The organism is Clostridia bacterium (assembly GCA_017405765.1).
Taxonomy (GTDB): domain Bacteria; phylum Bacillota; class Clostridia; order Oscillospirales; family RGIG577; genus RGIG577.
The window spans coordinates 50,526-70,265 of the sequence record JAFQZS010000003.1; the positions used below are offsets into that span (position 1 = coordinate 50,526).

Here is a 19,740-nt window from a genome sequence, read left to right on the forward strand (position 1 = left end):
CGAAAATAAAAAAGAAACGTATTTAAAGCGGGGTTTTAACAGAACCGCTATACGCTTCTTTGGGACAGACCCAAAACGGAGGAGTATGACGTCGCTCCTCCGTTTTTCACAAATATGTCCGTTAACTGCGATAAAAGCCTCCACTACTTCAAAAGCGATATTGCGTCGCTTATCGTCTTCTCCAACGCTTCCTTGCCGTATTTATCCACCTGGGCGCGGTTCTTTTCGCCGTGAGTGAGGCATCCGGCGCCGCCGATGCAGCCGCCCTCGCAGGCCATGCCCTCGATGAAGTTTGCGGGGAGCGCGCCCTTGCTCTTACGAAGCAGCGCCGTCTTACACTCCTCAATGCCGTCGCAGGTGCAGGCATTAAGCTCGAAATCGGTTATGCCGTGCTCCTTTAAGCCCTGCGCCACCGCGTCGGTAAGTCCGCCGCTTCGCGCAAATATCCTGCCGTAGTATGACGCGTTGTCGAGCACGTCCTCTGGCAGCGTCGTTATATCTATGTCGCGGCTGTCGAACAACGCCTGAAGCTCCTCGAACGTGAGCGCGGAATCGACGTAGGGGCGCACTTTTTTAAGGCGCACTTCTGCCTTTTTCGCGGTGCAGGGGCCTATGAACACTACTTTTACGTTTTCATGCGTATCCTTTATATATTTCGCTATGGAAGCCATAGGCGAGAGATTATGCGATATGTGCTCCTTTAATGACGGGAAGGCGGAGTTTATATACGATACGAACGCGGGGCAGCACGAGCTTGTAAGAAAGCCCTTTTCATAAAGCTCCTTTGCCTCGGCATATGCCACCATGTCCGCTCCCAGCGCCGCCTCCACCACCGTGAAGAATCCAAGCTCCTTTAAGCCCGAGATGACCTGACCGAGCTTTGCATATGTAAACTGGCTCGATATGGACGGAGCAACAACGGCGAACACCTTGTATTTTGTGTTGTTCTCGCTGTTTTTAATAAGGTCTATAACGTTTAAAATATACGACTTATCGGTGATCGCGCCGAACGGACACTGATATACGCACGCACCGCACGATATACACTTTTCATCGTCTATCTTCGCCACGCCGTCGCTGTTTATCGATATCGCCTTTATTTTGCACGCCGCCTGACAGGGACGTTTCCTGTTCGCGATGGCGTTGTACGGGCATACTTTCGCGCAGCGGCCGCATTCGATGCACTTTGATTTATCGATGTGCGCAACGTAATTGTGGTCGAACGATATTGCGCCTCTCGGACATACGTCCTCGCAGCGATGCGCAAGACAGCCGCGGCACGAGTCGGTAACGTCATATCCCGCCGCCGGACATTCGTCGCACGCGATGTCTATGACTTCTATCACATTGTGATTGTCTATATTGCCGCCCATTGCAAGCTTTACGCGCTCGGTAAGTATGGCCCTCTCTTTATAAACGCAGCAGCGCATAGTGGGTATTTTGCCGGGCACTATTATCTCAGGTATACGCAGTATATTTTCAAGCAGACTGTCCTGCCATGCAAATCTTGCCACCTCGCGCAGGACTTTGTATTTAAGATGCTGTACTTTTGTATCAAATTTTCTCATCTGCTCTTAACACTCCTTTAAAAATAGCTTACTTTTATACGCTTGCCCATCTTTTTCAGAGCTTCGGAAAGCTCCTCGACAAGATTCATCTTTATATTGAAATTGATAGGCAGATCGGGGTTCTGATGCGCAGGATTTATCGCGCGCCCAACGTAGAAATTTATATCGGTAGCCTCTTCAAACAAAAGACTGCATATCTGAGACGCGCCGTCTCTCTTAAAGCTCCATTTGGCATAATCCTTGTTGTCGTTTACGTAGTCTTTAGCATACTCAACGACCTTATTTACCGTAATTACCCCCTCCGTAACAAGATCGACGCCTTCTATGGACGCTGTCGGCGGCACGTCGGAGCCGGGGTTGTATTCAAGGCTTGCGACAAGCGGTTTTTTCAGCCATTTGGCGGCTATTGACGAGGTGGTGCCGCCGCAGATTATGTGTTTGCCGCGCTTTGAGAAGAACAGACTCATCATTCGGTTCGCGTCGTCGGGGTTTCTCGGCGGGCCGAACAGTATGTTCATGGGCACGCGCTTTCTTATACGCACGACACAGGCTGTGGCGTCGTCGCCAGGCTCGCTGCCGTAGAGCTTGTTAACTTCATCGACAAGAATGGTGGAAAGCGTTTTCGCCGTATAATTAGACATTACCATGACTTCCATAAAGTCGGATATATCTTCTATCTTCCAGCCGAAATTATACGCTTTTCCGATGCCGGCATGGGGGCATCCGTCGCTCATGGCGATGAAAACGTCGTTTTCTCTGAGCCTTATCGTTGACTTGTATATGGTCTTGCCGCCGATATTCATCGTTGTTTTCGGATAATCGTAAGCCTTATTGTCGCGTATCATTATGATCTGAGGATTGTCGTATTGTATAAGCTCGGCGTATTCGTTGTTCCTTAAATGTATTATCGTAAAAGTTGAATAGGCGACTCCGCGTACTGAGCATACAGGCAGAGTTGCGGCTATCGTTTCCACACATTCCTCGAGCGAGAGCCCCGCCGCCATCATCGTAGAGATTATCTTTGATGTAAGCGTTGAGAGAATACTGGCCTTGACGCCGCTTCCAAGCCCGTCGGCAAGGACTATTACGGTAGAACCGTCGTCGCTTTCCACAACATCCACGTGATCGCCGCAGAGCTGTTCGCCTATATGGTTTATACTTCTGTATCCTATATCGGCGCAAAGATCATTCATCGTTTATCGACTCCTTAAGCTTTGAAAGCGCTATTTTCGTTTCGGCTGCGGTCTCGCCCAAAAGTGAAGCGATCTCCTGCACTATGCGCATCTGTTTTTCAACTACCCGGTCGGCTACCTCCACCGTCTGGCGGCTTATTTCTTCTTTCTTTTTTCTTTCGCTTTCCTCATCTGTAACGTCGCGCATAATGTAGATAAGCATGCGCCCGCCCTCTGCGGGGACTACCGTCTGCTCCACATATCGGTTGTATTCGGTAAGATAAACGTGCTCGTTGTAAACGCCCTTGCCGCTTTCTAAGACCTCAAGGAATACTATCGGGTCGAGTATCCTTACTACATTGTCGCCCAAAATGGCGGCAGCGGAGTTTAGGTTCATTATCTTCAGCGCAGCGGCGTTTATCTGCTGCACCTCGAGCTGGTCGTTTAAAACTATGAGGCCGTTCGGCGTATTGTTTACTATGGTATCGGATAAGGTCTCCGCCTTATCCTTCAAAAACGGCAGACACATAGATATTTCGGCCTTGCCCTGGTATATTGCTACCGCTTTTTCGCGGCAGCTGTTGTACCCGCAAGAGCCGCAGTTGAGCTCCATTGCGGGGGTAGTCTTGCCCATTTCTTTTAATATTTCCGTTATCTTTTCCTCGGAGGGCGTCGCGGCGTTATGCTGTATGGGATCAAACAGCTTTCTTATGCTTTCGGTACGGGGCTGGGCTATATCAAAGTCTTTATTTCCCGCAAAGCGTGAGATCGACGCATAATCCCTTACCGGACTCTTGTGATACTTCTCCATAACGGGGCCGCCTATGCAGCTTCCGGCGCAGGCCGACATCTCTATGAAGCAGTTGTGTATATTGCCCCTTTCGATATCCTTAAGGGCGGATATGCAGTTCTCAACGCCGTCGAGCGCCATGTACGAGTATCCGGCAGCTTCCTTTTTCATCGTTTTGAGTATGCCTCCTGTAGTGGGGAAGAAGCGCGCGAGGCTTTCGTCGTTATGTATTATTTCGCGCTTGGGTTCTATACCGGCAGCTTTGAACATGTTTGTAAGCTCCTCGAAAGTGAGCACGGCGTCTACCATATCTTTATATATCTGCGCCTCGTCCTTTTTTGCGACGCAGGGGCCGATGAATACCGTTTTTGCGTTCGGTATGCGCTTTTTTATATCAACGCAGTGTGCCTGCATGGGAGAAAGCACATCGGCAAGATAAACAAGACAGCTCGGGAAATACTTCTGTATGAGCAGATTTATGCTGTGACAGCACGACGAAATGACTATATCGCGCTTATCCTCCGAAAGTATTCTGTCGTATTCGCGCTTAACTATCGTAGCTCCCAGAGCAGTTTCCTCGGCGTCGTAAAATCCGAGCGCTTTAAGCGCTTCGCGCATGGCCTCGATGCCTATGCCCTCATAATTTGCGGCGAACGAGGGAGCAAGACTTACAACGACGGGGTCGCCGCTTTTTAATAATACGCGCACCTTCTCCGTTTCATCGACGATCTCCTTTGCGTTCTGAGGACACACGACGAAGCAATGGCCGCAAAGTATGCATTCGTCGCCTATGATGTGAGCCTGCCCCGCGGAGAAGCGTATAGACTTTACGGGACAGTGTCTTATGCATTTATAGCAGTTTTTACAGTTGGACTTTTTCAGTCTGAGGCAATCCGGCATTAAAATCAAACTCCTTTAAAATATGAGCCTCTGTTTTCGATTATGGATCACTGAAGCTTTGATTTGATGTTTTCGTTGAAAAAGGATTCGGCAGTCTGCGGCGATACGGAATAGACCTTATCGTCGATACTAACGCATACCCCCTCCTGACACTTGTTCATGCAGAATGTGCCGGCAAGCTCAAGCTTGTCTCCGAGCTTGTTTTCGGAGACAAGCTTTTGAAACGTTTCGACTATCGGCCTTGAACCTTTTATGTGACATGACGATCCTATGCACACGGTCACCTTCATAATAATCCTCCTCATTTGATTTTGTTTGGTTATATGGCGCGCTGAAGTCTTTCGCCGATGCGCACACATCGGCGAGAAATCCCCGAAAAGGGATTGCCTAAGCGCATAAAAGCTTCTTGATTTGAGGCTAAAGATCCTCTTTATACTCGTTTCGCTCTATCCAGTCAATGAGAAATTCGCGCTGGTCCGCCTTGCAGCCTACGGAATGCGAGGCCGCGACGACGGGCATCCACTTTTGGATATAGTCTTTATCTACCCCGGTTTTTTTAGGAAAGTTATCGAGATAATAATTTGCGCCGCTTATATCGCCGTCGAGCCAGAACAAAAGATAAGTTTCGGCGGCGTCCAATGCAGGATCACCCTGGGTCACGCCGGTCCAGTCCACGATATAAGGCGTGCCGTCCTCGGATATTATGATATTGGACGGGTTGAAGTCGCCGTGGCAGATGTTGTGATATATGGGCATATCCTGAAGCTTTGAAAGAAGGAAATAGCGCGCCGTAGCTTCTATATCGCTCATCTGTATCCTCAGGCTCAGATAGTCTTTTAAGCTTATAAGCGACTTTGCGGTCTTTTTGTGGACCTCGAGTTGAAGATCGATGAAAAGATCGAGATATTCATACTTCTTTTTCGGCTGCTCTGCCATAAGCCGGGCAAGCGTTGGACCTTTTATGTATTCGTAGGTTATGGCGGGGCGTCCCTCAAACGTGCCGACCTCGAGCACCTTCGGCACGTTAAGGCCGGCGTCTTCTACGACGGAGTAATGAAACGCCTCGCTGAGTACCTCCGATTTTTTGTAATCGCCTACAAATACCTTAATGCATTTATCTCCGTCACGATATATAGTTTTTGTATTGCGTACTGCAATGACACGCATATCGCCCACGTAGACGCACCCCCTTTGTAATGATTTTATCGTCTTTTGATCGGACGCTGAAATACGTCGCCTATTCGTTAATATCATAACAAATGACGTATGCGTTTGTAAAGGTGTTTTATAAAAAAGAATAACAATTTGAAATTATGCAAATAAAGCTCCAAAAGGGCAAAAGAGGGTGCCAAATTACTTTGCGATCCGTGCGGGATAGTCGTCAGAAAATAAGAAAAGCCCTGCTGTAAACTTGTTTTGCGCTTACAACAGGGCATATTCTTAACAGCGCCGGTCAAATAAAGATTTTTTCGCCGGTCATTTGAAAAACTGCGGTATTATTCGTTTTCGGCTTTATTCTCTTCGAAGGCCGATGGCGTCTGTGCAATGATGTCAAACAGATCGCGGGGCACGATGAAAGGCTCAGAGAAGGCGTTTATCACGATCCCGGCAATGTTATCCTCGCTTTTTTGCGCCAGATCTGCGGCCTCCAAAAAATGCGTCTCTATTTTAGAGAAGCGTTCTCCGTATTCTCCCATTTCTATTGCCGAGGTGAATACCGGAAAGAAAAGCTCATCGCCGTTTTGAAGGATATCCGGCTTCATGCGGATATTGTCTTGATTTTTAAGTTCCTTTCCCAAGATCGAGTCAAAACCGTCGTTTTTCTCTGCATCGCTTACTGTTTTTGCCCACTCTGCGTAGTCTGCTTCGCTCAATACGGCATTACAGGGGATCCATACCCGACTGTCACGAAGGATCTTCGTGAGCTTTATCATATTTGAATTTATTCGGTTTCGGTTACATATCTCAATGGCTCTTTTTAAAAAAGATCCGTCTTCTAAAAGCTCGGGTGTGATCGCGTCGTCGGGGATGTGGTATTCAATGTCGCCGTCGGCCTTTAGGATAAAGTCGATAAGCTCGGGTGTTAGCATGAAGGACTGCCCAAACGGGTTTATTATAAGGCCGGGACTGTCCATATCCATGCAGGCCTTAAGCATGACGTCGATAAAGTGCGAAAGGATCTGGCAGGGCGGTCCTTTCTTATGTTCCGCCTGAGATGTGAACGCCGCCGGCCAATCTTCATTGTCGTCGGTATGTATTGTGCGAAGGGCGAATCGTGTGCCGTCTTCCGATCCGATTGCAGGTATGATAAAATGCCCGTCCTGATGCATACGCGTGCGGATAGATTCAAGCACGGCGCACAAGTTTTCTTCAGTTTCGTCAGCGCAGTATGCGGCGATCGCTTTTTCGATAGTTTCATTATCGTCAAGAAATGCATCGTGGAACGCGGGGGTTATTGGCGCCCTTTTTTCCATAAAACTATCGAGAACAAAGAGCATGTCACCGGGCAGGCGTTTTCTGCACTCCAAAGCCAAGTCGTCGTCAACGGTATAGAACGCCTCCGCAATGCTCCCTGCGATACATGTAAGAGTATCGCAATCGCCGCCGAGGGAAACAGCCGTTCTTATAACGTCTTCAAAATCGGTCCCTTCAAGGAAAGCCGTTATAGCTTCGGGGACCGTCTCCTGACAGCTTTCCACATGGCGATAGGCGGGGCGGATCTCATCGCAGGTAAGGGAAAGGTCGTAGCCGAATTCCCGTATTATGTGGTTTTTGATCTCTTCCTTGCTCATGCCGTTTCGCGCAAGGAAGATCGCGGCTGCCGTGGCCTGGGCGCCCTTTATGCCCTCCGGGTGATCGTGTGTGACGGCGGCGGTAAGGCGTGCGGCTTTCAGCGTTTCTTCAATGGTATCATACAGCCATCCTACAGAGGCCACTCTCATTGCAGCGCCGTTTCCGTAGCTGTTATAGGGCTTGCGGCTCTTTGTTTTAAGCCAGGTATTGAAGCGGCCGCCGTATCCGGCGTGGGGATATTTTTGCCCCCAACGGTGCATTGAATCGATGATCTCATCGCAGATCGTCTCATCCGGCGCATCGTGCGGCACTTTCATCAGCGCATCGGCTACGGCTATCGTCATGACCGTATCGTCCGTAAAATGACTGTTATCGGAAAACAGTGGGAAGACCTTTGTCTTTTTGCTCCTGTCGAACTCAAAGGGAGCGCCTATTATATCTCCAAGAATAGCTCCGTACATATATTCATTACCTCCTCGGTCATCTTGATGATATAAGTATAGTCGGATCAAATACGAAAGAGGTCGTTTGCCGGGCGACAAATGACAGCTTTCGCTCTGAATGCCGAAAAGCATTCGTTTTTCACAGATCTTCGCAGATGACATGCCATTCTCTAAAAAGCCTTTCCAAAGAGTACGCCGCGTTTGCGGGACTTGTTGAGGGCAGGCGTGTGCAGGGGATCTTTATGTCTTTATTGAACCTTTCAAACATGCGGAAAGCCTCGCCGCCGTTAAGATAAATATGGCGTATATCGGCGGCGCGCGTTATGCGCGATATATCGTTCGGGACTGCGTTTCTTATCCGCGAGTCGGCAGATCCCGCTATATCGCAGCTTTCTATGACGTCCCACAGCGCGATATGACGCCTTATAAGCATATCTCGCTTTTCTTCGATCGTCTGCGGCGTGCCCTCATCCAATACGGACGAGACTACACGCCAGAAGCGGTTCTGCTTATGTCCGTAGAAAAAGCCCTCCTCGCGCGACTTTACGGACGGGAATGAACCCAAAATAAGTATGCGGCTTTGCGCGTCATATACGGGCGGTATGTTGTGGACCTCGTGCGACTCGTGCTTCATATGCGCGCCTCCTCTCTTTTTTTAAGTATATCATAAAAATAAAAATGCGTATTGACAAAAACACATAAACTGTATATATTGTATATATACGGACTGTACGGGGTGATAACGTGAACATCTTTATTGACAACAAAAGCGCGCTTCCGATATACGATCAGATATATTCGCAGATAAAGGCGGCCATAATAAACGGAAGTCTTAAAGAGGACGAGGCGCTTCCCTCGATACGAAATCTTGCAAAGGATCTGCGCATCAGCGTTATTACGACGAAGCGCGCTTACGACGAGCTGGAAAAAGAGGGCTTTATTTATGCCGTGGCTGCAAAGGGCTTCTTTGTTGCTCCGAAAAACGTGGAGCTTTTGAGAGAGGAAAACCTTAAAACGATAGAAGGCTATATTGAAAAGATAGCGCGTCTTGCGCCGTCGTGCGGACTTGGCGCGGACGATGTTGCAAAAATGGTAAAGCTTATCATGGAGGATCTGAAATGAACGCGGTGGAAAACAAAACAAAAATAAAGGGATCATGAAAGCCGTGCGGCAGTTTACAGGACACGCGATTTTAATATAAAAACTGATTTTCGGGAGGAAAACTTATGGAGCTTATATGGCACGGTACTGCATCGGTGGAAATAAGGAACGCATCGGGACACATGCTTTTCGATCCGTTCGTGCCGCTTGAGGGCAGCGAAACGAAAACCGGTATAGAGGACTTTGACGGATGCACGGACATATTCGTAACGCACGGTCACTTCGACCACATAGTAAGCATTCCAGAAGTGTGCGAAAGAAATCCCGACGCGCTTGTATACTGCACGAAAACGCCGCATGAAACGCTTAGGAAGAAAGGCGTGCCGGAGGCGAGACTGAGACTTTTATCATACGGCGACACGATAGAGACAAAAGGCTTTACTGTGCGCGCATTTCACGGGCGTCATGCACAGCTTGCGAAGGGTGCGTTCGACAGACTGTTATATATAAAGAATTCGCCGTACAAGAAAAATATACCGTATATTTTGAAAGAGAACAGTCTTTGTCCCGAAAACGACGAGACGGTGTTTTACCTTGTTGAATGCGGCGGCAAAACTGTATCTCTGATGGGCAGCTTAAATATGCGGGAGGACGAAACTTATCCGACGGACTGCGACATTTTGGTGCTCCCGTATAACGGATGGAGAGACAATCTTACGCCGGCTGTGAAAACGGTGGAGCGGCTAAGGCCGAAAAGGATACTTCTCGATCATTATGACAATACGTTCCCTCCGCTCACGATGCCCATTGATCTTTCTCCGATACTTGAAAAGTACGCGGGACGCGCAGAGGCGCTTCGCGCGGGCGAAGCGGTGCGGCTGTGAGATGAGGCGCCTTGGCCGCGAGGCGCGGCGTGGGTATTTTGAACCAAGGTTCAAAGGCTCCTTTTTAAGTTTTCTTTGTCTTGCTTGAAAAGCAAGACAATTTTTTAAAACTCCGTTCTAAAGACTTTATTGGCCTGCGCGGCGGGCGTGCGACACCCAAAGCCTTCCCCCCTTGGGCCCCCAAAAAAAATGAGGTTATTTTTTGGGGGACCCGAATGGAAGGTGTCTGCGAAGCAGACGGATGAGGGGTATGCGCATACGCATCCCACGAGGCGCGGCGCTTCTTTAGAACTGTGTTCTACAACTTCCTTTTCAAGTTATCTTCTCTTGCTTCTAAGCAAGAGAAATGTTTCAAAAGCAGCGCTTTTGTGAAAAGTACGCATCCCCGGCAGGGGTATGAATTTCTTAAAACGGAGTTTTAAGGTTTTCCCTTGCTTTTAAGCAAGAAAAAATCCTTATATCCGCATACAAAAAAGGAGCGGAAAACCGCTCCTTTTATATTTTTGTTCTTTGCTTATTTTACGCCCATCCACGAGGAGATGACCATCATCTGAACTTCGCTCGTGCCTTCGTAGATCTCCGTGATCTTCGCGTCGCGCATCATGCGCTCGATGGGATACTCTCTCGTATAGCCGTAGCCGCCGAAAAGCTGCAGGCAGCGTCTTGTTACGTCGGATGCGTTTCTTGCGGCAACAAGCTTTGCCATAGCGGAATACTGCGAATAGGGCTCGCCGTTGTCCTTTGCGTTAGCCGCACGGTAAACGAGCAGTCTTGCCGCTTCGGTGTTTGCCTTCATCTGAGCAAGCTCGAACTGCGTGTTCTGGAACTGGCTTATGCGCTTGCCGAACTGAACTCTTTCGGTAACGTACTTAACGGTCTCGTCTATAGCGCCCTCTGCGATGCCGAGCGCCTGAGCGGCGATACCTATGCGGCCGCCGTCGAGCGTAGCCATTGCTACCTTAAAGCCCTTGCCAAGCTCGCCGAGCAGGTTTTCCTTCGGAAGCTTAACGTCTTCAAAAATAAGCTCGCAGGTAGCCGAGCCGCGGATACCCATCTTTTCCTCATGCTTGCCAATGGAGAATCCGGGAGTGTCCTTTTCAAGGATAAACGCGCTTATGCCTTTATTGCCCTTAGATTTATCGGTCATGGCGAATATAACGTAAACGTCTGCCTCGCCTGCATTCGTGATGAATATCTTGGAGCCGTTTACGAGCCAATGGTCGCCGCAGTCAACGGCAGTAGTGAGCTGGCCTGCCGCGTCGGTGCCTGCTCCGGGCTCGGTAAGACCGAATGCGCCGAGAAGCTTGCCCGAGCACAGACCGGGAAGATATTTTTTCTTCTGCTCTTCGGTGCCGAAGTTGTATATCGGCCAAACGCAAAGAGAAGTATGACCCGAAATGATAACCGCCGTTGTAGCGCATACCTTTGCTATCTCCTCGATGCACTGAGCATATGAGAGGTTGTCCATTCCTGCGCCGCCCCACTCTTCGGGGAAGGGGATACCGAGCATGCCCATTTCGGCCATCTTTTCAACGGTCTCTCTGGGGAAACGCTCCGTTCTGTCGATCTCTGCCGCAAGCGGCTTTACTTCCTGTTCGGCAAACTGACGGTATAATTCAACAAGTTCTTCGTGCTCGCTGTCAAGTCTGAAATCCATATAGACATCTCCTTTTAAAGTGTATATTTTTCAAAAACGGGCGAAAGATCCGTTTTTAAATAGCGATTCGGGCTCAGCCCGCAGTAGATCCGCCGTCTATAACGAAGTTCGAGCCGGTCATATAGCCCGACATGTCGGATGCAAGATATACTGCTGCCGCGCCGATCTCCTCAAGTTTTGCAAAACGCTTCAAAGCCGTGCGGCTGAGTAACGCGTCGCGTACCTTCGGATTGTCAAGCTGATCTGCGTTTATCTCGGTGCGAACGTATCCGGGGCAGATGCAGTTTACGGTAATATCATATTTGCCCCACTCAAGCGCAAGCGACTTCGATACGTTTACAACGCCTGCCTTTGCGGCGCTGTAAGGAGTTATGCGCTTCGTGCCCTTTAAGCCTGCTGCGGAAGCCACGTTTATGATGCGGCCGCCGGTGCCCTGCTTTATCATCTGCCTTGCGGCTGCGGTATCGCAGAAGAAAACGGCCTTAAGGTCGAGGTTCAATACCTTGTCCCACTGCTCGGGCGTGATATTAACGGCCTTCTCGGTAACGGCACTGCCTGCGTTTGCTACCATGATATCGAGCTTGCCCATTATCTCAACTGTCTTGTCGATAAGATTCTGAAGTCTTGCCATATCGGTAACGTCGGTGGGAATGCCCTCCGAGCGAACGCCGAGAGTCCTTATCTCTTCGCTTACGCGCTTGCAGTCGTCTGCGTTTCTTGCGGCAACTACTACATCAGCGCCGAATTTTGCCAAAGATACGGCGATCTGATATCCTATGCCCTTCGTGCCGCCCGTTACGATGGCTACCTTGCCCTTTAAGTCAAAGCTCGGAAAAGTTACTTCATTGATAGTCATTACTTTTACCCCCCAATAAATAATAAAAATATAGTGTTGTTTTAAAAATCCCTTGAATACCACATAAAATACAATTATATGATAACATTTAATACAAATGTTTTCAAGTATAAATACACCAAAAAACAGATAAACATGTCATGTTTTTTTAGGAAACAGCCACAAATAAGCTGCGCTTACAGCTCGGAAAGAATGCGTTTCTTGGAGCTTTCGACCTCAAAATATACTTTTTCTGTATCTATAGTCTTATACTCGCCGTCTTTATATACTGCCTGTCCGTCTATCATCGTCATGATTATTGATGACGCGTCGAGCGAATATATAATATTGGAAAGAAGATCGTGCTCGGGCTGCATGGACGGCGTGTCCAGATCTATAACGACGAGATCTGCGCGCGCGCCTTCCTTTAATACGCCGCAGTCTGCGCGCCCCTGAGCGCGCGCCCCAACTTCGGTCACGCTCTTTAAGGCTTCCTTTACGCCTATAAGCTTGGGGTCGCCCGAAACTCCCTTGTGAAGCAGAGAAAAAATCTTCAGATCGGCAAAGAGATCAAGCGCATTATTGCTTGAGGGGCCGTCGGTGCCCAGCCCTACGCTTATGCCCGTCTTGAGCGCGCGCGGTATGTCTGCAATGCCGCTTGCAAGCTTTAAGTTGCTTACGGGGCAGTGAGCTATCGTAACGCCGCAGCGCGACAGTATCTCAAAGTCGCCGTCCTCAAGAACGACGCAGTGCGCCGCCGTAACAGGCATTTTGAAAAGCCCCAGCTTTTCAAAATAGGCGGGAGGCGTAAGGCCGTGACGCGCCTTACACTCCTCGACTTCCTTTTTTGTCTCGGAAAGGTGGATGTGAACGCGCGCGTCCTTTCCCTTTAAATATGCGGCCAGATCGCCGACTATGCCGGGGTTTGAGGTGTATTCGCCGTGGATCGAGAAATCGGCTAAAATACGGCCGCCGCACGATTTGTGGATCGTTTCAAAATTGCGCTTTTCGCATAAAAAGTTAGCGTTTTCAAAAAGAGGCTTTCCGTCGAAGCTAGTTATGCCCGACGATATGTTTATCTTAAAGCCGCTTTCCTGTGCGGCGCGCACTATCGCATCGGTGTGAAAATACATCTCCGTTGAAGCGGCAGTACCGTATTTCATCATTTCGGCTATGCCGAGGAGCATTGAATGATATACGTCGTCCGGCGTCATCTTGGCCTCAAAGGGGAATATTTTAGTAAAAAGCCAGTCGGAAAGCGCCATGCCTTCGCCGTATCCGCGAAGCAGCGTCATCGGCGAGTGGGCGTGTATGTTAAAAAGTGCGCTCATAAGGAGCTTTCTTTCGCCGTCGTATGTGTCGCCCTCATAATCAAGCGGAGCCGTGCTTCCGATGTAGGCAATGCGTCCGTCCTTAATAAGAACGAACATGTTTTTTCTTACGTCAAGGTTTTCGTCTATTATCGTTATATTTTTAAAGAGCATAATGTCCTCCCGTGTGCTTTATTCTATATAATAATATAACACACATCGGTGAAAAAAGATATACCCTCTATTTTGACGCGCGGTATTTTGCCCGCGTGGCTTCTCCGCCGCGTATGTGACGCTCCAACTTGTTCTTTTCAAGCACCGCCTTTACTTCGCCGTAAAGCGTGCGGTTTATAATAAAAAGCCTTTCCGTTATATCCTTATGAACTGTCGATTTTGATACGCAAAACGCGCGGGCGGCGGCGCGCACCGTACAATCTGTCTCCGTAATATAGCGCGCAAGCTCGAGCACGCGCTCCTCTATGTAATCTTTCATAAGCCTGCCCCCTTTTATACTTATGTAATGTATATGTTTTTTTGACAGCTTATATGAAAGGGATTTCTTTGTTTTGGGGTGTAAATTGGATGTATATCTGCTATAATCAGATAAAAAGGGGAGGGATATTCTTTGACTGATATGCTTATTATCATAGCGCTTGCGCTTTTAGTCATACTTGTTGTTATGCTTATCTATATGCTGATGGGACAGAAGCGAAAGAACGACGAGCTTTCGGCGGAGCTTAAACGACTGATGGCGGACGAGCTTCGCGCGGGAAGGCTTGAAAGCGCAGAAACACAGTCGAAAATGATGCAGTCGTTCGGTTCGGCAATAACGGACGTGCAGTCGCGCACATCCGAGGTGCAGGACAAGCGCCTTATGGAGCTTTCGGACAATCTGCGCGAGGGACAGAATGCGCTTTTGAGGAATGTTTCGGCTTCGCTTTTGCAGATGGAGGAGCGCTTAAACGGCTTTGCGGCGCAAAACGAGCAGCAGCTGCAGGGAATACGCGCCTCGGTGGAGACAAGGCTTAACGCCATGCAGGAAGACAACAACAAAAAGCTCGACGCAATGCGCGAGGTGGTCGACGAAAAGCTTCAAAAAACATTGAACGAACGCTTAAATCAATCGTTCGGGCTTGTCAGCGCGCGGCTTGAAGAGGTATACAAGGGGCTCGGGGAGATGCAGACTCTCGCATCGGGCGTGGGGGACCTTAAAAAGGTGCTTTCCAATGTGAAAACACGCGGCATATTGGGAGAGCTGCAGCTTGGAGCAATACTTGAGCAGATACTTTCGCCTTCACAGTATGTAAGCAACGTAGTGACGAAAAAGGGCACCCAGAATTTTGTCGAATATGCAATAGTGCTGCCGGGCGACGGAGACGAGCCCGTATACCTGCCGATAGACGCAAAATTTCCCGCCGACCTTTATTCGCGCCTCGTTGACGCTTACGATGCGGGCGACCAGGCGGCCGTAACGGAAGCGGCGCGCGCCCTTGAGCTGCGAATAAAACAGTGCGCGAAGGATATACGCGACAAATACATAGACCCGCCGAACACGACGGATTTCGGTATACTTTTTCTGCCGTTCGAGGGGCTTTACGCCGAGGCTGTGCGCCGCGATATGGTGGAGAAGCTTTCGCGCGATTATAAGATAACCATTGCCGGCCCCACAACTATGGCGGCGCTTCTAAACAGCCTTCAGATGGGCTTTCGCACGCTTGCCATACAGAAGCATTCAAGCGAGGTGTGGGCTGTTTTGGGCGGCGTAAAGACAGAGTTTGAAAAATTCGGAGAAGCGCTTTCTGCGGCCCAGAAGAAGATATTGGCGGCAAACGATGAGATAGATAAGCTCGTGGGAGTGCGCACTCGCGCCATACAGCGCAAATTAAAGGGCGTGACGTCGCTTCCCGAAGGGGAGAGCGGCTCTTTGTTTGACGAATAAAAAAACACTACGGGAGACGCATATGAGAATAATAGACGCGCACATCCATTACACCCAAAACGAATACTTTGAAGCCATAGCAAAGGCGGCCGGAGGAGAGAACAGCTTTTCATATTTGGAACGCGAGTTCAAAAGGCTGGGCATAATCATGGGGATAGGTATGGGAAACGTTCCGGTTTCGGACGAGCCCGCCGCTCCCACTCTTTTTAATCTCGATAAGAATATGGAGCCGGAGCCTTACAATTATCCAGAATTCACATGCTTCTGCGTAGGCATAAATCCGCGCGGACTTACCAAAGAAAACGCGCATACGGTGCTTGATGAGTACGAGAAGATACTTAAAACGCCGCGCTGCGTAGGCCTCAAGGCATATGTGGGCTATCATCAGGCTTATATATACGATGATATGTACAAGCCGTTTTTTGAGCTTGCGGCTGCGTACAAAGTGCCGGTAGTCGTGCATACGGGAGATACGGCCATGCCGGGAGGGAAGATAAAATATGCGCACCCGCTTACAGTGGACGACGCGGCGGCCGAGTTTCCGGACACGACGTTCGTTATAGCGCATTATGGGAACCCATGGATAATCGACGCCACGCAGGCGGCGCGAAAGGAGAATGTATTCATAGATCTTTCGGGCATGCTTGCGGGCAATATAAACGCAAAGAGCTTTTTTGAAGAATACGGCGGTTACGCCGACCATGTGCGCACATGGATGCGCTACTTAGGCAATTTTGAAAAGTTCATGTACGGCACCGACTGGCCGTTAGTAAATATGGAAGGTTATATAGAGATAATGTCCGAGATCGTTCCTTTCGAGCATCACGAGAAGTTCTTTTATAAAAATGCCCTTAATGTTTTCGGAAAAATGAAGCAATTCGTTAAATGATCCATGCAAAAAAGCATTGCGTTTCGGCGCGGTGCTTTTTTAATGCTTTTGTTGAAAAAAATGGCGGCATTACATAAAAATATGATTGAAATGATATAAACAGAGTGATATCATAATAGATAGTATTATGATCATACATGGTATATTAGATGCAAAAAAGGGGAGGAGTAATACCATTGTCGCTTCTTACTGCCGATGACGTTATGAAAGTCAATCGCTTTTACAGATATATAAACCAGCATTACGAGGCGTTCATACGCAACGCCCTGGGCGCGCTCAATACGATTTTCGGCTATCGCCGCACTACTTACGTCGTATTTGCGCAAAAAAACGACCGCTCGCGGTACGTGCAGGAGATAGACAGCGATTCGATAAGTCCCGATCTGCTTTCGCTCTACAAGGAGGAGTTTTATAAGCAGGACGCGATCCTTTGGGAGTTCAGCAAAAAGGCGCATTCCGCAAAGAGCAACAGTCTTTTTAAGCTGACCGACTTCATGAGCCTTGAAGAGTATCAAAAGACGTCTTACGGGCAGCTTATGGCAAGCTATAATCTGGGCTACTTCGCAAGCATTACTACTGCCGTAGTATCGGAGTTCCCCGTGTATGCTATGAATATTTTCAAGACGCTGGACGAGCCTGATTTTACCCCAAAGGAGATAGAGCTTTTGGAGCTTACGGCAAGAGCGTTCACCGACAGCTTCATGCTTTATAAGAAGCATGTTGAGCTTCAGACCACGGTCGATATGATAAAAAGATATACGGATACGTTAAACTGCGGCTTCGCCATTGCCGACGATTCGTGCGATATCGTTTTCAGCAGCTCCGCATATATGTTCTGCGCCTCGCGCATAACAAACAAAAAAGACATATATTTTATAAACCGCGATATGCTGAATATAATAGAAGAAAAAATAGGAATGCCGATAAACGAGTTTACCGACAGCGCCTTAATAGATCTTGAGGATTATATTATCAATCTTTCGGCGGATACCGCCATATATGAGAAGAACGTTAAAAAGAGTATCTATATAAATATTTTGGACAAAAAGAAGCTGCCGCCGGATCATAGTATGCTCCACGGGCAGAGGCGGACGGCGGACGAATCGATCGACAACAGCCGCTTTACGAGCCGCGAAAAAGAGGTAATAGGGCTTATGCTCGAGGGTCTTAACAATCAGCAGATAGCGAACAGGCTCTATATAAGTATTTTTACGGTTAAGACGCATATAAAAAATATATTCAACAAGCTGGATGTTTCAACGCGCGTTGATGCGATCTCAAGGCTTAAAACCATGAAATGGGGATTGTAAAGATAAAAAAGCACGCAGAAGCGTGCTTTTTTTGACACGTCAAAGACTTTCAAAAAAGAGGTCCTAATACTTAAAAGACGGCGCGTCGGCGTATTTTTATACGGCAGAGGCGTTTTTTAGGCATAGATGAAAACCCGCCGAAAACGTAAATTTTTCGGCGGGCAAAACACTTAAATCGACTTTCGACGTTTTCTCAATTAACTTACATAAGCTGTCGGATCACATTTCCACTGTCTCCATCGATCACGATCGATCGTTTTTCTATCTGCTTCGGGCAGCAGGCTTCATTATAATTCAGGCATGCGTAGACTGCGTTCTCGTTGTCATTTGTCATCTGCCAAAATGGATATTTCACGATGACAGGGGTGTTGGCTCCGATCCCGATCTCAAGAAACAGCACATGCAGACCTTCATGCCTTTTCAGGAAATCAGAATATGCCGCAGAAGCTTTATGCCATCCTTCGTCCTCTACGAAAGAGTCGTCCGACCGAAGATTCATGGTCATGTCACTTCCGTCATCAGGGCATTTCGGGATCAGCTCTGTCGGGATCCGCATGGAGATATTTCTGTCAGCCGGAACGTCAAAGACGCCGTCTTTATTCCTAATAAACCCCTGCGCTTCCATCGCCCGCATGATCCAATCTTCATTATCGTAGGTTTTCCGGATCCGGGGATTAACGCTCTGGAACAAACCGTAATCGCCCTGGGTATAGAAGAGCCGCTTTTTATCAAAACCGGCTGTCTGGAACTGATGGTCCACGTTTGTTGTGACGACAAAGTAATCCTTGTCTTTTATAAGCTCGTACAGATCCCGATACACAGATTTTGGAGCTTCCCTGTAACGATTGAAATAAATATGCCTTGCCCACCAGGCCCATCGGGTCTCGTTATCGGGGAAGGGATAGAACCCGCCGGAGTACATATCCCGGATACCAAAGGTTACAGCAAAGTCGAAGAAATACTTTTCAAACCGTTCCCCGCTGTAGGTAAATCCCGCAGCAGTAGAGAGGCCGGCTCCCGCGCCGATCACGATGGCGTTGGCAGTATCGATTTCTTTTTTCAGTCGACCCAGGTTCTCCTGGCGTGTTCCGATCCCGCGTGAGACGCCGGAGCTGAAACGTCGAACGCCGGCGATCCCTTTCTGTATGGTCTCAAGATAGCCGTTTGGCATTTCGGAATAATTCTGTTTCATAGTATTGCTTGTCCTCATCCTTGAAAACATTGAAGATCACCCTTTCCATAGTCTCCGGGTGTGTGCTAAGCCAATCGGTCACAGTCTTCACAGCGATCTCTGCAGCACTCTTGTTCGGGAAGTGAAAAACACCGGTTGAGATGCAGCAGAAGGCCACGCTTTTTGGCCCGTTTTCCAGGCACATATCAAGCGTATTTCGGTAACAGTCCGCAAGGTCTTTCTCCAGATTTGGAGTAAGCTGATACTGAACGATCGGGCCGACGATATGGATCACTTTCTTTGCCGGAAGATTATAGCCGTCCGTCAGCATCGGAACGGCTGTCGGCTGCTCATAATCTTTGCCGTAACGGATCCTCAGCTGATTCATCTGACGATAGCACTCAGCCCTAAGCTGAATGCCTGCAAAGGTATGGATGCAGTTATCGATACAGGTATGCATCGGGACGAAACATCCAAGCATCTGCGAATTGGCCGCATTCACGATCGCATCGACCTCCAGCCTTGTGATATCGCCCTGCCAGACGGAGATACGATCCGCGAACGGATGAGTACTGCCCCTATCCGCGATCGTGGGGATCTCTGAAAGAGTTACGATACCGTTTTCCCTGATCCGGTCCTGCAGATATTCATCCTGGACCTCAAGAACGGCCGGAGCCATCTTTCGCGGCATACGAATGTTCATCAGAGACCGAAGGATACGGCGCTTGCCGTTCGTATCTGCCGGCGTCTGGAGATCTTTATATTCGCCGGAATCTTCCTTGAATGCCTCTACGAGGTAATCAAGACGTTCTGCTTGTGTTCTTTCTTCACTCATGGTTTACCTCTTTTCTGCCGCGCCGACCGGGCATGACGTCATGCGGTTTCCGCAGTGCAGGCAGTTCTTTTGTCGGATCACATGTGTGATCCCGTCGTCATTTTTTTGTACCTTTCCTTAAAAAGGCCCCCAAAAAAGGACTG

Annotated in this window: 18 protein-coding genes; 5 read left to right on the forward strand and 13 right to left on the reverse strand. The window is 48.7% G+C overall.

Features of this window, described 5'->3' with window-relative positions:
• Nucleotides 1-143: 143 nt before the first annotated feature.
• The 7 genes from IJG50_00680 to IJG50_00710 all read right to left on the reverse strand — a co-directional run bounded on the left by IJG50_00680 (nt 144) and on the right by IJG50_00710 (nt 8,300).
• Nucleotides 144-1,568, reverse strand: a complete 1,425-nt coding sequence (locus IJG50_00680) for a 4Fe-4S dicluster domain-containing protein (protein MBQ3378362.1) — start codon at nt 1,566-1,568, stop codon at nt 144-146.
• Between the two features lie 17 nt (nt 1,569-1,585).
• On the reverse strand, nt 1,586-2,761 hold the full coding sequence (locus tag IJG50_00685) for a SpoIIE family protein phosphatase (GenBank protein MBQ3378363.1): 1,176 nt from the start codon (nt 2,759-2,761) through the stop codon (nt 1,586-1,588).
• Nucleotides 2,754-4,430 carry a histidine kinase gene (locus IJG50_00690; protein MBQ3378364.1) on the reverse strand — a complete coding sequence of 559 codons (1,677 nt, stop codon included), beginning with the start codon at nt 4,428-4,430 and terminating at the stop codon, nt 2,754-2,756. Before IJG50_00690 ends, IJG50_00685 begins: the two co-directional genes overlap by 8 nt.
• A 47-nt stretch (nt 4,431-4,477) precedes the next feature.
• Entirely contained in the window at nt 4,478-4,720 is a 243-nt protein-coding gene (locus tag IJG50_00695) for a (2Fe-2S) ferredoxin domain-containing protein (protein ID MBQ3378365.1), read from the reverse strand.
• Nucleotides 4,721-4,847: 127 nt separating this feature from the next.
• Nucleotides 4,848-5,606, reverse strand: a complete 759-nt coding sequence (locus tag IJG50_00700) for a phosphotransferase (GenBank protein ID MBQ3378366.1) — start codon at nt 5,604-5,606, stop codon at nt 4,848-4,850.
• Nucleotides 5,607-5,926: 320 nt separating this feature from the next.
• Nucleotides 5,927-7,684 (reverse strand): ADP-ribosylglycohydrolase family protein, encoded by a 1,758-nt coding sequence (locus IJG50_00705; protein MBQ3378367.1) that lies wholly within the window; start codon nt 7,682-7,684, stop codon nt 5,927-5,929.
• A gap of 121 nt (nt 7,685-7,805) precedes the next feature.
• Complete coding sequence (locus IJG50_00710) at nt 7,806-8,300, reverse strand: DNA-deoxyinosine glycosylase (protein MBQ3378368.1); 495 nt, start codon at nt 8,298-8,300, stop codon at nt 7,806-7,808.
• Nucleotides 8,301-8,410: 110 nt separating this feature from the next.
• On the opposite strand from IJG50_00710, the gene IJG50_00715 reads away from it, so the two are divergent.
• Nucleotides 8,411-8,788: a GntR family transcriptional regulator gene (locus IJG50_00715; GenBank protein MBQ3378369.1), complete on the forward strand. Its 378-nt coding sequence runs from the start codon at nt 8,411-8,413 to the stop codon at nt 8,786-8,788.
• Between the two features lie 104 nt (nt 8,789-8,892).
• Nucleotides 8,893-9,651, forward strand: a complete 759-nt coding sequence (locus IJG50_00720) for an MBL fold metallo-hydrolase (GenBank protein ID MBQ3378370.1) — start codon at nt 8,893-8,895, stop codon at nt 9,649-9,651.
• Nucleotides 9,652-10,165: 514 nt separating this feature from the next.
• Here IJG50_00720 and IJG50_00725 read toward each other — a convergent pair.
• From IJG50_00725 to spoIIID, 4 genes are all read right to left on the reverse strand, one after another.
• Nucleotides 10,166-11,308, reverse strand: coding sequence for an acyl-CoA dehydrogenase (locus IJG50_00725; GenBank protein MBQ3378371.1), 1,143 nt, complete (start codon nt 11,306-11,308; stop codon nt 10,166-10,168).
• A 73-nt stretch (nt 11,309-11,381) separates the two neighbouring features.
• Nucleotides 11,382-12,164 (reverse strand): glucose 1-dehydrogenase, encoded by a 783-nt coding sequence (locus IJG50_00730; GenBank protein MBQ3378372.1) that lies wholly within the window; start codon nt 12,162-12,164, stop codon nt 11,382-11,384.
• 176 nt (nt 12,165-12,340) lie between these two features.
• Nucleotides 12,341-13,627, reverse strand: coding sequence for an amidohydrolase (locus tag IJG50_00735; GenBank protein ID MBQ3378373.1), 1,287 nt, complete (start codon nt 13,625-13,627; stop codon nt 12,341-12,343).
• A 67-nt stretch (nt 13,628-13,694) separates the two neighbouring features.
• On the reverse strand, nt 13,695-13,946 hold the full coding sequence (gene spoIIID, locus IJG50_00740) for a sporulation transcriptional regulator SpoIIID (GenBank protein ID MBQ3378374.1): 252 nt from the start codon (nt 13,944-13,946) through the stop codon (nt 13,695-13,697).
• Nucleotides 13,947-14,087: 141 nt separating this feature from the next.
• Between spoIIID and rmuC the strand changes: the two genes are divergently transcribed.
• The 3 genes from rmuC (at nt 14,088) to IJG50_00755 (ending at nt 17,591) form a co-directional block, all read left to right on the forward strand.
• Nucleotides 14,088-15,392 (forward strand): DNA recombination protein RmuC, encoded by a 1,305-nt coding sequence (gene rmuC, locus IJG50_00745; protein ID MBQ3378375.1) that lies wholly within the window; start codon nt 14,088-14,090, stop codon nt 15,390-15,392.
• A gap of 22 nt (nt 15,393-15,414) precedes the next feature.
• Nucleotides 15,415-16,281, forward strand: a complete 867-nt coding sequence (locus IJG50_00750; GenBank protein ID MBQ3378376.1) for an amidohydrolase family protein — start codon at nt 15,415-15,417, stop codon at nt 16,279-16,281.
• Between the two features lie 176 nt (nt 16,282-16,457).
• On the forward strand, nt 16,458-17,591 hold the full coding sequence (locus tag IJG50_00755; protein ID MBQ3378377.1) for a response regulator transcription factor: 1,134 nt from the start codon (nt 16,458-16,460) through the stop codon (nt 17,589-17,591).
• Between the two features lie 202 nt (nt 17,592-17,793).
• Here the strand turns inward: IJG50_00755 and IJG50_00760 are convergent, their stop codons facing one another.
• Both IJG50_00760 and IJG50_00765 read right to left on the reverse strand, forming a co-directional pair.
• Nucleotides 17,794-18,783, reverse strand: coding sequence for a hypothetical protein (locus tag IJG50_00760; protein ID MBQ3378378.1), 990 nt, complete (start codon nt 18,781-18,783; stop codon nt 17,794-17,796).
• Nucleotides 18,743-19,597, reverse strand: a complete 855-nt coding sequence (locus IJG50_00765; protein MBQ3378379.1) for a protein-ADP-ribose hydrolase — start codon at nt 19,595-19,597, stop codon at nt 18,743-18,745. Before IJG50_00765 ends, IJG50_00760 begins: the two co-directional genes overlap by 41 nt.
• Nucleotides 19,598-19,740: the final 143 nt, after the last annotated feature.

Bases quoted from the DNA above. Each gene is read 5' to 3' on its own strand.
- IJG50_00680 (MBQ3378362.1), bottom strand. From the start codon at position 1,568: ATGAGAAAATTTGATACAAAAGTACAGCATCTTAAATACAAAGTCCTG.
- IJG50_00685 (MBQ3378363.1), bottom strand. From the start codon at position 2,761: ATGAATGATCTTTGCGCCGATATAGGATACAGAAGTATAAACCATATA.
- IJG50_00690 (MBQ3378364.1), bottom strand. From the start codon at position 4,430: ATGCCGGATTGCCTCAGACTGAAAAAGTCCAACTGTAAAAACTGCTAT.
- IJG50_00695 (MBQ3378365.1), bottom strand. From the start codon at position 4,720: ATGAAGGTGACCGTGTGCATAGGATCGTCATGTCACATAAAAGGTTCA.
- IJG50_00705 (MBQ3378367.1), bottom strand. From the start codon at position 7,684: ATGTACGGAGCTATTCTTGGAGATATAATAGGCGCTCCCTTTGAGTTC.
- IJG50_00710 (MBQ3378368.1), bottom strand. From the start codon at position 8,300: ATGAAGCACGAGTCGCACGAGGTCCACAACATACCGCCCGTATATGAC.
- IJG50_00720 (MBQ3378370.1), top strand. From the start codon at position 8,893: ATGGAGCTTATATGGCACGGTACTGCATCGGTGGAAATAAGGAACGCA.
- IJG50_00725 (MBQ3378371.1), bottom strand. From the start codon at position 11,308: ATGGATTTCAGACTTGACAGCGAGCACGAAGAACTTGTTGAATTATAC.
- IJG50_00730 (MBQ3378372.1), bottom strand. From the start codon at position 12,164: ATGACTATCAATGAAGTAACTTTTCCGAGCTTTGACTTAAAGGGCAAG.
- IJG50_00735 (MBQ3378373.1), bottom strand. From the start codon at position 13,627: ATGCTCTTTAAAAATATAACGATAATAGACGAAAACCTTGACGTAAGA.
- spoIIID (MBQ3378374.1), bottom strand. From the start codon at position 13,946: ATGAAAGATTACATAGAGGAGCGCGTGCTCGAGCTTGCGCGCTATATT.
- rmuC (MBQ3378375.1), top strand. From the start codon at position 14,088: ATGCTTATTATCATAGCGCTTGCGCTTTTAGTCATACTTGTTGTTATG.
- IJG50_00750 (MBQ3378376.1), top strand. From the start codon at position 15,415: ATGAGAATAATAGACGCGCACATCCATTACACCCAAAACGAATACTTT.
- IJG50_00760 (MBQ3378378.1), bottom strand. From the start codon at position 18,783: ATGAAACAGAATTATTCCGAAATGCCAAACGGCTATCTTGAGACCATA.
- IJG50_00765 (MBQ3378379.1), bottom strand. From the start codon at position 19,597: ATGAGTGAAGAAAGAACACAAGCAGAACGTCTTGATTACCTCGTAGAG.